Source organism: Pseudomonas urethralis (assembly GCF_021602465.1).
Taxonomy (GTDB): domain Bacteria; phylum Pseudomonadota; class Gammaproteobacteria; order Pseudomonadales; family Pseudomonadaceae; genus Aquipseudomonas; species Aquipseudomonas vlassakiae.
Genome location: NZ_BQIJ01000007.1, coordinates 245,014 through 258,622, shown reverse-complemented (window position 1 = coordinate 258,622; position 13,609 = coordinate 245,014). Strand labels below are relative to the sequence as shown.

Annotated in this window: 10 protein-coding genes; 7 read left to right on the top strand and 3 right to left on the bottom strand. The window is 63.9% G+C overall.

Features of this window, described 5'->3' with window-relative positions; all coding sequences use genetic code 11:
* Positions 1 to 96: 96 nt before the first annotated feature.
* The 5 genes from trhO to L6D64_RS14320 all read left to right on the top strand — a co-directional run bounded on the left by trhO (position 97) and on the right by L6D64_RS14320 (position 6,996).
* A complete protein-coding gene (gene trhO, locus L6D64_RS14340) occupies positions 97 to 1,029 on the top strand; it encodes an oxygen-dependent tRNA uridine(34) hydroxylase TrhO (RefSeq protein ID WP_176507389.1) in 933 nt (310 codons plus the stop codon).
* Between the two features lie 3 nt (positions 1,030 to 1,032).
* Positions 1,033 to 1,665, top strand: a complete 633-nt coding sequence (locus L6D64_RS14335; RefSeq protein ID WP_176507388.1) for a DsbA family protein — start codon at positions 1,033 to 1,035, stop codon at positions 1,663 to 1,665.
* The gene (locus L6D64_RS14330) at positions 1,658 to 3,490 is read left to right on the top strand and encodes an ABC transporter ATP-binding protein (RefSeq protein WP_176507387.1); all 1,833 of its coding nucleotides are present in this window, start codon (positions 1,658 to 1,660) and stop codon (positions 3,488 to 3,490) included. Before L6D64_RS14335 ends, L6D64_RS14330 begins: the two co-directional genes overlap by 8 nt.
* Positions 3,491 to 3,713: 223 nt before the next feature.
* Entirely contained in the window at positions 3,714 to 6,170 is a 2,457-nt protein-coding gene (locus L6D64_RS14325) for an EAL domain-containing protein (RefSeq protein ID WP_176507386.1), read from the top strand.
* 40 nt (positions 6,171 to 6,210) lie between these two features.
* A complete protein-coding gene (locus L6D64_RS14320) occupies positions 6,211 to 6,996 on the top strand; it encodes an iron-containing redox enzyme family protein (protein ID WP_176507385.1) in 786 nt (261 codons plus the stop codon).
* Between the two features lie 121 nt (positions 6,997 to 7,117).
* Here the strand turns inward: L6D64_RS14320 and L6D64_RS14315 are convergent, their stop codons facing one another.
* The 3 genes from L6D64_RS14315 to ubiG form a co-directional block, all read right to left on the bottom strand.
* The gene (locus L6D64_RS14315; protein WP_176507384.1) at positions 7,118 to 7,858 is read right to left on the bottom strand and encodes a YciK family oxidoreductase; all 741 of its coding nucleotides are present in this window, start codon (positions 7,856 to 7,858) and stop codon (positions 7,118 to 7,120) included.
* Between the two features lie 61 nt (positions 7,859 to 7,919).
* On the bottom strand, positions 7,920 to 8,591 hold the full coding sequence (mupP, locus tag L6D64_RS14310; protein WP_176507383.1) for an N-acetylmuramic acid 6-phosphate phosphatase MupP: 672 nt from the start codon (positions 8,589 to 8,591) through the stop codon (positions 7,920 to 7,922).
* A 2-nt stretch (positions 8,592 to 8,593) separates the two neighbouring features.
* The gene (ubiG, locus tag L6D64_RS14305; RefSeq protein ID WP_027918179.1) at positions 8,594 to 9,292 is read right to left on the bottom strand and encodes a bifunctional 2-polyprenyl-6-hydroxyphenol methylase/3-demethylubiquinol 3-O-methyltransferase UbiG; all 699 of its coding nucleotides are present in this window, start codon (positions 9,290 to 9,292) and stop codon (positions 8,594 to 8,596) included.
* 112 nt (positions 9,293 to 9,404) lie between these two features.
* Here ubiG and mtnA point away from each other — a divergent pair, with 112 nt between their 5' ends.
* Together mtnA and gyrA are read left to right on the top strand one after the other, a co-directional pair.
* A complete protein-coding gene (gene mtnA, locus L6D64_RS14300; protein ID WP_176507382.1) occupies positions 9,405 to 10,481 on the top strand; it encodes an S-methyl-5-thioribose-1-phosphate isomerase in 1,077 nt (358 codons plus the stop codon).
* Positions 10,482 to 10,832: 351 nt separating this feature from the next.
* Positions 10,833 to 13,595, top strand: coding sequence for a DNA gyrase subunit A (gene gyrA / locus L6D64_RS14295; RefSeq protein ID WP_176507381.1), 2,763 nt, complete (start codon positions 10,833 to 10,835; stop codon positions 13,593 to 13,595).
* Positions 13,596 to 13,609: the final 14 nt, after the last annotated feature.

The following is a 13,609-nucleotide window of genomic DNA, read 5'->3' as shown; positions in this document are numbered from 1 at the left end:
TTCTGTTAGACTGCACGACGCGCCGCTTGCCGGCGCGTTTTTATTTGTCATTCCGGTCCGCCCCTTACGAGGGTGACCACCTGGAGAACCGATTTCATGTCCCAAGCTATCGTCGTGGCGGCGCTGTACAAGTTCGTCACCCTGGAAGATTACGTCGAGCTGCGTGAGCCGCTGCTCAAGACCATGCTCGACAACGGCGTCAAAGGCACCTTGCTGCTGGCCCACGAAGGCATCAACGGCACCGTTTCGGCCACTCGCGAGGGCATCGACGGCTTGCTCGCCTGGCTGCGCAACGACCCGCGCCTGGCCGATGTCGACCACAAGGAATCCTACTGCGACGAGCAGCCGTTCTACCGTACCAAGGTCAAGCTCAAGAAAGAGATCGTCACCCTCGGCGTGCCGGGTGTCGACCCGAACCAGGCCGTCGGCACCTATGTCGAGCCCAAGGACTGGAACGCCCTGATCAGCGACCCGGAAGTGCTGCTGATCGACACCCGCAACGACTACGAAGTGGCCATCGGCACCTTCAAGGGCGCCATCGACCCGAAGACCGAGACCTTCCGCGAGTTCCCCGAGTACATCAAGGCCAACTTCGACCCAAGCAAGCACAAGAAGGTCGCGATGTTCTGCACCGGCGGCATCCGTTGCGAAAAAGCCTCCAGCTACATGCTCGGTGAAGGCTTCGAGGAGGTCTATCATCTTAAGGGTGGCATCCTGAAATACTTCGAGGAAGTGCCTCAGGAAGAGAGCCTCTGGGACGGCGACTGCTTCGTCTTCGACAACCGCGTCACGGTGCGCCATGACCTGAGCGAGGGCGAGTACGACCAGTGCCATGCCTGCCGCCACCCGGTCGATGCCAAGGACCGCGAGTCGGAGCACTATTCGCCAGGCGTGAGCTGCCCGCATTGCTGGGACACCCTGAGCGAAAAGACCCGCCGCAGCGCCATCGATCGGCAGAAGCAGATCGAGCTGGCCAAGGCCCGCAACCTGCCGCACCCGATTGGTTACAACTACAAAGCCGAGGCTTGAACCATGACCGCCCGCCTGATCTATGTGATGGACCCGATGTGCTCCTGGTGCTGGGGTTTCGCACCTGTGGCTGCGGCCCTGATCGCACAGGCCGCCGAGGCGGGCGTCAGTACCCGCCTGGTGCCGGGCGGCCTGCGCACGGGCGGCAGCGCGCTGGATGGCTCGACCCGCAAGTACATCCTCGAGCACTGGCAGGCGGTGGCCGAGGCCACCGGGCAACCGTTCCGTTTCGACGGCGCCATGCCTGATGGTTTTGTCTACGACACCGAGCCTGCCTGCCGCGCCCTGGTCACGGCCCGCGAGCTGGATGCCGAGCGTGTCTGGCCGCTGCTGGGGCTGATCCAGCGCGCTTTCTACGAGCAAGGCGTGGATGTCACGCGTGCCCCGCAACTGGTCGAACTGGCCGAACAGGCCGGCTTCGACCGTGAGCGCTTCGCCCAGCAGTTCACCAGCCATGATATTCGCGCCGCCACCAGCGCCGACTTCAGCTGGGTGCAGGACCTTGGCATCGCCGGCTTCCCCACCCTGCTGGCTGAGCGCAACGGCCAGCTGGCGTTGCTGACCAACGGCTACCAGCCGCTGGACAGCCTGCAACCGCTGCTTGGCCGCTGGCTACAGCAGGCCGTCTGTGCTTGATCTGCCAGGGTCGCCCGACCCTGTGCCAGGGAAGCCCGCCGCTGTGTCCGATCGCCTGAGCTGGGCGGAAATCCGTCGTCTGGCCCTGCATCACAAGAAAAACCTCTGGGCCGCCAACCTGGTCGCCGTACTGGCAGCCTGCTGTGCCGTGCCGATCCCGTTGCTGTTGCCGTTGCTGGTCGACGAAGTGCTGCTGGGCCACGGCGACGCCGCGCTGAAATGGATGAACCAGCTGCTGCCGAGCGCCTGGCAAGTGGCGGCCGGCTACATCGGCCTGATGCTGGTGGCCACGTTGTGCCTGCGCCTGGCGGCGCTGGCCTTCAACGTGGTGCAGGCCAAGCTGTTCGCCGGCCTGGCCAAGGACATCGTCTACCGCCTGCGCATTCGCCTGATCGAGCGCCTCAAGCGCATTTCGCTGAAGGAATATGAAAGCCTCGGCAGCGGCACCGTGACCACGCACCTGGTCACCGACCTGGATACCCTCGACAAGTTCGTCGGCGAGACCTTGAGCCGCTTCCTGGTGGCCATGCTGACCCTCACCGGCACGGCGGCAATCCTGATCTGGATGCACTGGAAACTGGCGTTGCTGATCCTGTTGTTCAACCCGCTGGTGATCTACTTCACCGTGCAGCTGGGCAAACGCGTCAAGCACCTGAAGAAACTCGAGAACGACAGCACCTCGCGTTTTACCCAGGCATTGTCGGAGACCCTGGATGCCATCCAGGAAATCCGTGCCGGCAACCGCCAGGGCTATTTCCTCGGCCGCCTTGGCCTGCGGGCCCGCGAAGTGCGCGACTATGCCGTGGAATCGCAATGGAAGAGCGATGCCAGCGGCCGCGCCAGTGGTCTGCTGTTCCAGTTCGGTATCGACATCTTCCGTGCGGCGGCGATGCTGACCGTGCTGTTTTCCGACCTGTCGATCGGCCAGATGCTGGCGGTGTTCAGCTACCTGTGGTTCATGATCGGCCCGGTGGAACAGCTGCTCAACCTGCAGTATGCCTACTACGCCGCCGGCGGTGCGCTGAGCCGGCTCAATGAGCTGCTGTCGCGGGCCGACGAGCCGCAGTACCCGGGGTCCTGTGACCCGTTCAGCGGCCGCGAGACGGTGGGTATCGAGGTACGCGACCTGCGGTTTGCCTATGCCGACGAGCCGGTGCTGGACCAGCTGAACCTGGCCATTGCCCCCGGTGAGAAAGTGGCCATCGTCGGTGCCAGTGGTGGCGGCAAGAGTACCCTGGTGCAGTTGCTGCTGGGCCTGTACAGCGCGCAGGCCGGGACTATCCGCTTTGGCGGTGCCAGCCTGCAGGAAATCGGCCTCGAGACCCTGCGCGAGAATGTCGCGGTGGTGCTGCAGCACCCCTCGCTGTTCAACGACAGCGTGCGCGCCAACCTGACCATGGGCCGCGAATGCACTGACGAAGCGTGCTGGCAGGCACTGCGCATCGCCCAGCTGGACGCCACCATTGCCGCCTTGCCGCAAGGGCTGGACAGCGTGGTCGGCCGGTCCGGGGTGCGCCTGTCCGGTGGCCAGCGCCAGCGCCTGGCGATTGCCCGCATGGTCCTGGCCGAGCCCAAGGTGGTGATTCTCGACGAAGCCACCTCGGCGCTGGATGCTGCCACCGAGTACAACCTGCACCAGGCATTGGCGCGCTTCCTCAGTGGCCGCACCACGCTGATCATCGCGCACCGCTTGTCGGCGGTGAAACAGGCCGACCGGGTGCTGGTGTTCGACGGTGGCCATGTGGCCGAGGATGGCGACCATCAGCAGCTGATTGCCGAGGGTGGGCTGTATGCCAAGCTGTATGGGCATCTGCAGCAGACTTGACCTTTTGATTTTGCCTGATCCGGCCTGTTCGCGGGTGAACCCGCTCCCACAGCGCCTGTGCTGATCTCGAGCGCAGTGCAGTACGGGTGGGGGCGGGTTTACCCGCGAAGAATCCAGCGCCGCTCTCCAGGCACAAAATTCCCCTCCACTCAGATGGCAAATGGCCTACGCTGTGCTTGTCTGGGTTGATTCAAAGTCTTATCTGCTCTGCGACAGGGACTAAATGAAGGGAAATCGCACACAAGAAGCGCCTAGGTTGGCAGGTATCATCTGGCCCTTCATCGCCGTTGTCGTGTTCCAGGTGTTGCTGGGTAGCCTCAGCCTTTATGCGTTGTCGGCGGTGCGTGCCTACGTCGCCGGTGAAAGCCTTTGGTCCAAGGCGCAGAAAGACGCCATCTATTACCTCAACCTGTATGCCGATGACCGCGACGAGCGTACCTATCAGCGCTATCGCCAGGTCATGGCCGTGCCTCAGGGCGACCACGAACTGCGTGAACTGCTCGACCAGGCCAGCCCGGACCTGCAAGGCGCCCGCCAGGCTGTGCTGCAGGGGGGCAACCACCCGGACGATGTCGACCGGATCATCTGGTTCTACCGTAATTTTCGCCAGGTCAGCTACATGCAGACGGCGATCGATTACTGGAACATCGGCGACGATTACCTGATCAAGCTCGATATGCTGGCCAGCGACATGCACGCGGGTTTTGCTGCGGGGCAGGTCAGCGCTGCCCAGCTCGCTGACTGGAAAGCCCGCATCGTCGCGATCAACGAAGGCGTCACGCCGGCCGCCAAGGCCTTCAGCGATGCGTTGGGCGAAGGCTCGCGGATGCTGCTGCGGGTGCTGCTGGTCACCAACCTGCTGACTGCGCTATTCCTCATCACCTTTGCCTGGCGCCGTTCGAGCAAGCTGCTGGCCCAGCGCCAGGCCTTCGCCAATGCCCTGCGCGAGGAGAAGGAGCGGGCGCAGATCACCCTTGAGGCGATTGGTGACGCGGTGATCACTGCCGATGTCGAGGGCAATATCGGCTACATGAACCCCGCTGCCGAGCAGTTGACCCACTGGCAATCCGGGCAGGCCCTGGGGCTGCCGTTGGGGGCGTTGTTCAGCCTGCTCGACGAGCAGGAGGAGGGCGAAGGCAGCACGCTGGTCGAGCAGGTGCTCAGCGGCAGCCTCAAGGGCGGCGCTGAGCATGCCCGGCTGATACAGCGCCTGGATGGCAGCACGGTCTCGGTCAACCTGGTCGGTTCGCCGATCATCAACAACGACCAGGTGGCGGGCATCGTGCTGGTGCTGCACGACATGACCCAAGAGCGCCAGTACATCGCCAACCTGTCCTGGCAGGCCACCCATGACGCCTTGACCGGCCTGGCCAACCGTCGCGAATTCGAATACCGCCTGGAACAGGCGCTCAATAGCCTGGTGCGCCAGGCCGGGCGGCATTCGCTGATGTTCCTCGACCTCGATCAGTTCAAGCTGGTCAACGACACCAGTGGCCATGCGGCGGGTGACGAGCTGCTCAGGCACATCTGCGCGGTGCTGCAGTCCGGGCTGCGCGAAGGTGACACCCTGGCGCGCCTGGGCGGCGATGAATTTGGTGTATTGCTGGAGAATTGCCCGTCCGAACAGTCCGAGCGCATCGCCGAGAACTTGCGCCAGGCCGTGCAGAGCCTGCACTTCGTGTGGAAGGGCAGGCCGTTCGTGACCACCGTCAGTATCGGCCTGGTGCACATCGCGCAGGTGCCGGGCACGCTGGAGGCCTCGTTGCGAGCTGCCGACATGGCCTGCTACATGGCCAAGGAAAAGGGCCGTAACCGGGTACAGGTGTACCACGCCGACGACAGCGAGCTGTCCATGCGCTTTGGCGAGATGGCCTGGATCCAGCGCCTGCACGTGGCCCTGGAGGAGAACCGCTTCTGCCTCTATTGCCAGGAAATCGCCGCGCTGAAAGACATCGAGGGGCCGGGCCATATCGAGATACTGCTGCGCCTGCATGACGAAAGCGGTCGCACCATCCTTCCCGACAGTTTCATCCCGGCCGCCGAGCGCTATGGCCTGATGACGGCGCTGGACCGCTGGGTGGTGCGCAACGTCTTCCAGGTCATCCGCCAATGCCTGGATGAAGGGCGGGAGGGGCCGTTGGCAATGTGCGCGATCAACCTTTCAGGGACGAGCATCGGTGATGACAAGTTCCTAGAGTATCTGCAGCGGTTGTTCGTCGAATATGCCATTCCGCCGCGCATGATCTGCTTCGAGATCACCGAGACCAGTGCCATCGCCAACCTGGGCAGCGCAATCCGCTTCATCAATGAATTGAAGGGGCTGGGTTGCAAGTTCTCGCTGGATGACTTCTGTGCCGGGATGTCGTCATTCGCCTATTTGAAACATTTACCGGTCGACTTCTTGAAGATCGACGGAAGTTTTGTCAAAGATATGCTCGACGACCCGGTCAATCGTGCCATGGTCGAGGTGATCAATCACATCGGCCACGTCATGGGCAAGCGGACCATCGCCGAGTTCGTCGAAACACCGTTGATCGAGCAGGCCTTGCAGGAGATCGGCGTGGATTACGCCCAGGGCTATCTGATTGAACGACCGCAGGTGTTCACCTGCGACAGTCTGCAGCGCCAACGGATTGCTGCGCGGCCCTTGCTGCATCGGGCGCCAGGTACTTTTCGCTGAACACACGTCCGCCAAATCACAAGGATCAAGGAGCTGAAAAGTGATTGATGCATTCGTACGTATCGGGCCCTTGATGGACCCGGCCAGTTACCCCCAGTGGGCCCAGCAGCTGATCGAGGATTGCCGCGAAAGCAAGCGCCGGGTGGTCGAACATGAGTTCTACCAGCGTCTGCGCGATGGCCAGCTGCGCCAGTCGACCATTCGCCAGTACCTGATCGGTGGCTGGCCGGTGGTCGAGCAGTTTTCCTTGTACATGGCCCATAACCTGACCAAGACCCGCTACGCCCGCCACCCTGGCGAAGACATGGCGCGGCGTTGGCTGATGCGCAATATCCGCGTCGAGCTCAACCATGCCGACTACTGGGTCAACTGGTGCCAGGCCCATGGCGTGCACCTGCACGAGCTGCAAGCGCAGGATGTACCGCCAGAGCTGAACGGGCTGAACGACTGGTGCTGGCGGGTGTGCACCACCGAGTCGCTGGCGATTGCCATGGCGGCGACCAATTATGCGATCGAAGGGGCGACGGGCGAGTGGTCGGCGGTGGTCTGCGCTGAGGACACCTACGCCATGGGTTTCCCCGAGGATCAGCGCAAGCGGGCGATGAAATGGTTGAAGATGCATGCCCAGTACGACGACGCGCACCCGTGGGAGGCGCTGGAGATCATCTGCACGCTGGCGGGCGAGAACCCGACCCTGGGGCTGCGCACCGAGCTGCGCAAGGCCATCTGCAAGAGCTATGACTGCATGTACCTGTTCCTGGAACGGTGCATGCAACTGGAAGGGCGCCAGCAAGGGCGCATGCGCCCGGCGTTGGCCGCTGGCTGAGTCCTGAACTGGCCTCTTCGCGGGTAAGCCCGCTCCTACAGGTATTGCATAGGCCTCTAGGCAGTGAAAATCCTGTGGCAGCGGGTTTAGCCGCGAAGAGGCCGAGCAGGCGACACAAGCCTTACTGGGCGTTGAACGCCTGGCCGTTCACCGCTTTGCTATCCGGCCCCATCAGGTACAGATAGACCGGCATGATTTCTTCCGGCAGCGGGTTGTTCTGCGGGTTCTCGCTCGGATACGCCTGGGCCCGCATCGCCGTGCGCGTAGCGCCGGGGTTGATGCTGTTGGAGCGCACCGGCGCCACGCCTTCCAGTTCATCGGCCAGGGTCTGCATCAGCCCTTCGGTGGCGAACTTCGACACCCCGTAGGCACCCCAGTAGGCCCGGCCCTTGCGCCCGACGCTGCTGGAGGTGAACACCACCGAGGCATCTTCAGACAACTTGAGCAGTGGCAACAAGGTGCTGGTGAGCATGAAGGTGGCGTCGACGTTGATGTGCATCACGCGCATGAAGTTGTCGCCCGACAGCTGCTCCAGCGGCGTGCGCGGGCCGATGATCGAGGCATTGTTGAGCAGGCCGTCGAGGCGGCCGAACTGCTCCTCGATCATGACCGCCAGCTCGTCGTACTGATGGGGCAGGGCGGTTTCCAGGTTGAACGGGATCACCACCGGCTGCGGGTGGCCGGCGGCCTCGATCTGGTCGTAGACCTCGTTGAGGTTGGCCTCGGTCTTGCCCAGCAGCAGCACGGTAGCGCCCACGGCGGCATAGGCCTTGGCAGCAGCGGCGCCGATGCCGCGGCCGGCGCCGGTGACCAGGATGACGCGGCCGGCGAGCAGGCCGGGGCGGGCGGTGTAGTCGAACATGGTTCTGTCCTTCGAGTTCGTGGGAGCGAACACCCGCTCCCACAAGGGCATAGGGCGGTGTTCAGCAGCCGCACAGGGCGCTGTCGATCACCTTGCGCAGTTCCAGCGGGTGGTCCACCACCACATCGGCGCCCCAGTTGTTCGGGTTGTCCTCTGGATGAATATAGCCGTAGCGCACCGCCGCCGTGCGGGTGCCGGCGTCGCGGCCGGACTCGATGTCGCGCAGGTCGTCGCCGACGAACAGCACGCTGGCAGGGTCCAGGTCCAGCGTCTTGCACGCGAGGATCAGCGGCTCCGGGTCGGGTTTGCTGTTCTTCACGTGGTCCGGGCAGATCAGCAGGGCCGAACGCTCGGCCAGGCCCAGTTGCTGCATGATCGGCTCGGCGAAGCGCACCGGCTTGTTGGTCACCACGCCCCACAGCAGGTTGCCCTTTTCGATGTCGGCCAGCAGCTCGCCCATGCCGTCGAACAGCTTGCTGTGCACGGCGCAGTCACGCTGGTAGCGCTCGAGGAATTCCAGGCGCAGGGCCTCGAAGCCTTCGGCCTCGGGGGCCATGGCGAAGGTGGCCGCAACCATGGCGCGGGCGCCGCCGGAAATCACGTCGCGGATCCGCTGGTCATCGATGGCCGGCAGGCCGCGCTCGGCGAGCATGGCCTGGCAGATGGCGATGAAGTCCGGCGCCGTGTCGAGCAGGGTGCCGTCCATGTCGAAGAGTACTGCTCGCAAACGCATGGTCATTCCTCGCGCAGGGTCTGGATCATGTAGTTGACGTCAACGTCGCTGCTGAGCTTGTAGTGCTTGGTCAGCGGGTTGTAGGTCAGGCCGATGATGTCCTTGACCTCGAGGCCGGCGACACGGCTCCAGGCGCCGAGCTCGGACGGGCGGATGAACTTCTTGAAGTCGTGGGTGCCGCGCGGCAGCATCTTGAGGATGTACTCGGCGCCGACGATGGCCAGCAGGTAGGCCTTCGGGTTGCGGTTGATGGTCGAGAAGAACACCTGGCCACCGGGCTTGACCATGCGGTAGCAGGCGCGGATTACCGACGACGGGTCGGGTACGTGCTCGAGCATTTCCAGGCAGGTGACCACGTCGAACTGCTCGGGCATCTCTTCGGCCAGGGCTTCGGCGGTGATCTGCCGGTATTCGACCTCGACGCCCGACTCCAGCTGGTGCAGCTGGGCGACCGCCAGGGGAGCCTCACCCATGTCGATGCCAGTCACGGTGGCGCCGCGCAGGGCCATGGCCTCGCTGAGGATGCCACCGCCGCAGCCGACGTCCAGCACCTTCTTGCCCGCCAGGCCGACGCGCTCGTCGATCCAGTTGACGCGCAACGGGTTGATGTCGTGCAGCGGCTTGAACTCGCTTTCGCGGTCCCACCAGCGGTGGGCCAAGGCTTCGAACTTGGCGATTTCGGCGTGGTCGACGTTGCTCATTGAACAATCCTCTGGAACTTGCACTTCAAATGGGGCGCAGTATACCCGAGCGTCTGCGGCCCAGGGTCGCTATAATCGCCGGCTTTTGATATCCGAACGACGGGGAGAGGCAATGCGCGAGCGACTTTTGGCGGCGGAGAAGGTGACCGGGATGCGCTGGCAAGGCGGCGCCCTGCACCTGCTCGACCAGCGCCTGCTGCCGTCGGAAGAACGCTGGCTGACCTGCGACAATGTCGCGCAGGTGGCGGCGGCGATCCGCGACATGGCTGTGCGTGGCGCCGCTGCCATCGGCATTGCCGCTGCCTATGGCCTGGTCCTGGCCCTGGAAGAGCGCCTGGCCCAGGGTGGCGACTGGGAAATGGACCTGGAAGAGGACTTCCTCTGCCTGGCCGAAGCCCGGCCCACCGCGGCCAACCTGTTCTGGGCGCTGAACCGCATGCGTGAGCGCCTGCTGCGGGTGCGTGGCGCCGAAGACGTGCTGGCCGCGCTGGAAGCCGAAGCGATTGCCATCCATGAAAGTGACCGCGAAGCCAACCTGACCATGGCCCAGCACGGTATCGAGCTGATCCGTCGCCACCAGGGCAACGAGCAGACCTTGCTCACCTACGGCAACGCCGGCGCCCTGGCCAGTGGTGGCATCGGTACGGCCCTGGGGGTGATTCGCGCCGGTTATCTGGAGGGGATGGTCGAGCGGGTGTACGCCGGCGAGACCCGCCCTTGGCTGCAGGGCTCGCGCCTGACGGCCTGGGAGCTGGCCAACGAGGGCATCCCGGTGACGCTGTGCGCCGACTCGGCGCTGGCCCACCTGATGAAGACCAAGGGCATCACCTGGGTGGTGGTCGGCGCCGACTGCATCGCCGCCAATGGCGATATGGCGAGCAAGATCGGCACTTACCAGCTGGCCGTCAGTGCCATGCACCATGGCGTGCGCTTCATGGTGGTGGCGCCGAGCACCAGCATCGACCTCAACCTGGCCACCGGTGAGGACATTCCGCTGGAGGAGCGTGAGGCCGATGAGTTGCTGGACTACGCCGGTACCCGTGTGGCACCGCCGGTAGAGGCGTTCAACCCGGTGTTCGACGTGACCCCGGCCGACCTGATCGACGTGATCGTCACCGAGCGCGGCATCGTCGAACGGCCGGATACTGCCAAGCTGGCGCAGTTGATGTGTCGCAAGCGGTTGCATTGATTTTCTCCTGTGCCGGCCCTTTCGCGGGTAAACCCGCACCCACAGGTGTATCACTGCCCTCAGGTCCGGTGATATCTCTGTGGGAGCGGGTTCAGGCCGGCACAGGTGATGAAATTCACAAGATTCACACCGGCTTGAAGCAACCTGCCATATCTCCCCACCGCCCCGCCTTTGTGATAACATCCGGCAGTTTCCAAGACCGCCCACGAAGGCGGCCTTCATTGCGCAGATCCATGCAACAACTCATTGATTTGTCGTAAGTCGTCGCACCCCTATGCGTTGCGGCGGCGAGCTTCGTTCGGCCCTTGATGGAGCTGCGAAGTTTCACCAGAAAAAGGAATCAGGCTTCTCATGGGCGAACTGGCCAAAGAAATCCTCCCGGTCAATATCGAAGACGAACTGAGACAGTCTTACCTCGACTACGCGATGAGCGTGATTGTCGGGCGAGCGCTGCCCGATGCGCGTGATGGCTTGAAGCCCGTGCATCGTCGCGTTCTCTATGCGATGAGCGAACTGGGCAACGACTGGAACAAGCCGTACAAGAAATCCGCCCGTGTGGTCGGTGACGTGATCGGTAAGTACCACCCGCACGGCGACACTGCGGTCTACGACACCATCGTGCGTATGGCGCAGCCGTTCTCGCTGCGCTACCTGCTGGTCGACGGCCAGGGCAACTTCGGTTCGGTCGACGGCGACAATGCCGCCGCCATGCGATACACCGAAGTGCGCATGACCAAGCTGGCCCACGAGCTGCTGGCCGACCTGCACAAAGAAACCGTCGACTGGGTGCCCAACTACGACGGCACCGAGCAGATCCCGGCAGTCATGCCGACCCGTATCCCCAACCTGCTGGTCAACGGTTCCAGCGGTATCGCCGTGGGCATGGCGACCAACATCCCGCCGCACAACCTCGGTGAAGTCATCGATGGTTGCCTGGCGCTGATCGACAACCCGGACGTCACCGTGGATGAGCTGATGCAGTTCATCCCCGGCCCGGACTTCCCGACTGCCGGCATCATCAACGGCCGTCAGGGCATCATCGAGGCCTACCGCACCGGCCGTGGCCGCATCTACATGCGCGCCCGCTCCGAAATCGAAGACATCGACAAGGTCGGTGGCCGCCAGCAGATCGTCATCACCGAGCTGCCGTACCAGCTGAACAAGGCCCGCCTGATCGAGAAGATCGCCGAGCTGGTCAAAGAGAAGAAGATCGAAGGCATCACCGAGCTGCGCGACGAGTCCGACAAGGACGGCATGCGCATCGTCATTGAGCTGCGCCGCGGCGAGGTGCCGGAGGTGGTGCTCAACAACCTCTACCAGCAGACCCAGCTGCAGAGCGTGTTCGGCATCAACGTGGTCGCCCTGGTCGACGGTCGCCCGCGCCTGCTCAACCTCAAGGACCTGCTCGAAGCGTTCGTCCGTCACCGCCGCGAAGTGGTGACCCGCCGCACCGTGTTCGAGCTGCGCAAGGCCCGTGAACGCGGCCACATCCTCGAAGGCCAGGCGGTCGCGCTGTCCAACATCGACCCGGTGATTGCCCTGATCAAGGCTTCGCCGACGCCGTCCGAGGCCAAGGAAGCGCTGGTTTCCACGCCCTGGGAATCCAGTGCCGTGCAGGTCATGGTCGAGCGCGCCGGCGCCGATTCCTGCCGCCCTGAGGACCTGCCGGAGCAGTACGGCCTGCGTGAAGGCAAGTATTACCTGTCGCCGGAACAGGCCCAGGCCATCCTCGACCTGCGCCTGCACCGCCTGACCGGCCTGGAGCACGAGAAGCTGCTGGCCGAGTACCAGGAGATTCTCGAGCAGATCGGCGAACTGATCCGCATCCTCAGCAGCGCCCAGCGCCTGATGGAAGTGATCCGCGAAGAACTCGAAGCGATCCGTGCCGAATACGGCGATGCCCGTCGCACCGAAATCCTCGATGCCCGTCACGACCTCAACTACGGCGACATGATCCCGGAAGAAGAGCGCGTGGTGACCATCTCCCACGGCGGCTATGCCAAGACCCAGCCGCTGTCCGCCTACCAGGCCCAGCGCCGCGGCGGCAAGGGCAAGTCGGCCACCGGCGTGAAGGACGAGGACTACATCGAGCACCTGCTGGTCGCCAACAGTCACGCCACCCTGTTGCTGTTCTCCAGCAAGGGCAAGGTGTACTGGCTGAAAACCTACGACATCCCTGAAGCCTCGCGCGCTGCCCGTGGCCGCCCGCTGGTCAACCTGCTGCCGCTGGAAGAGGGTGAGCGCATCACCGCCATGCTGCAGATCGACCTGGAGGCCCTGCAGCAGAACGCCGACCCGGAAGAAGAACTGGAAGACGGTGATGAGGGTGTCATCGAAGGCGAAATCGTCGAAGCGGAAGAAATCGACGAGGAAGACGGCGACACCCCTGAGTGGGTCGCTGAGCCGACCGGCGCCTATATCTTCATGGCCACCGCTTCCGGTACCGTCAAGAAGACCCCGCTGGCACAGTTTGCCCGCCCACGCTCCAGCGGCCTGATCGCCCTGAAGTTGAAGGAAGGCGACACCTTGATCGCAGCGGCGATCACCGACGGCGCCAAGGAAGTCATGATGTTCTCCGACGCCGGCAAGGTCATCCGCTTCGCCGAGAGCGTGGTTCGCGAAATGGGCCGTACCGCCCGCGGCGTGCGCGGCATGAAGCTGGGCAAGGGCCAGCGGATCATTTCGATGCTGATCCCGGAGTCCGGGGCGCAGATCCTCACCGCTTCCGAGCGTGGCTTCGGCAAGCGCACCCCGCTGTCCAAGTTCCCGCGTCGCGGGCGTGGCGGCCAGGGCGTGATCGCCATGGGCACCAAGGGGCGCAACGGCTTGCTGATCGGCGCCATCCAGGTGCAGGAAGGCGAGGAAATCATGCTGATTTCCGACCAGGGCACCCTGGTGCGCACGCGGGTCGGTGAGGTGTCGAGCCTGGGGCGTAACACCCAGGGTGTGACCCTGATCAAGCTGGCCACCGATGAAACCCTGGTGGGCCTGGAGCGTATCCAGGAGCCATCCGAGGACGAACTCGATGATGTGATCGAGACGGACGAGGAGGGCGTCCAGGCCGATGCGCCGGACGATGAAGCTGCAGGTGCCGAAGAGGCTCCGCAGGAATAAGCAAGCGTGAACCC

Coding starts and splice junctions, on each gene's coding strand:
- ubiG (WP_027918179.1), bottom strand. CDS start 9,292: ATGAGCAACGTCGACCACGCCGAAATCGCCAAGTTCGAAGCCTTGGCC.
- mtnA (WP_176507382.1), top strand. CDS start 9,405: ATGCGCGAGCGACTTTTGGCGGCGGAGAAGGTGACCGGGATGCGCTGG.
- L6D64_RS14335 (WP_176507388.1), top strand. CDS start 1,033: ATGACCGCCCGCCTGATCTATGTGATGGACCCGATGTGCTCCTGGTGC.
- trhO (WP_176507389.1), top strand. CDS start 97: ATGTCCCAAGCTATCGTCGTGGCGGCGCTGTACAAGTTCGTCACCCTG.
- gyrA (WP_176507381.1), top strand. CDS start 10,833: ATGGGCGAACTGGCCAAAGAAATCCTCCCGGTCAATATCGAAGACGAA.
- L6D64_RS14325 (WP_176507386.1), top strand. CDS start 3,714: ATGAAGGGAAATCGCACACAAGAAGCGCCTAGGTTGGCAGGTATCATC.
- mupP (WP_176507383.1), bottom strand. CDS start 8,591: ATGCGTTTGCGAGCAGTACTCTTCGACATGGACGGCACCCTGCTCGAC.
- L6D64_RS14315 (WP_176507384.1), bottom strand. CDS start 7,858: ATGTTCGACTACACCGCCCGCCCCGGCCTGCTCGCCGGCCGCGTCATC.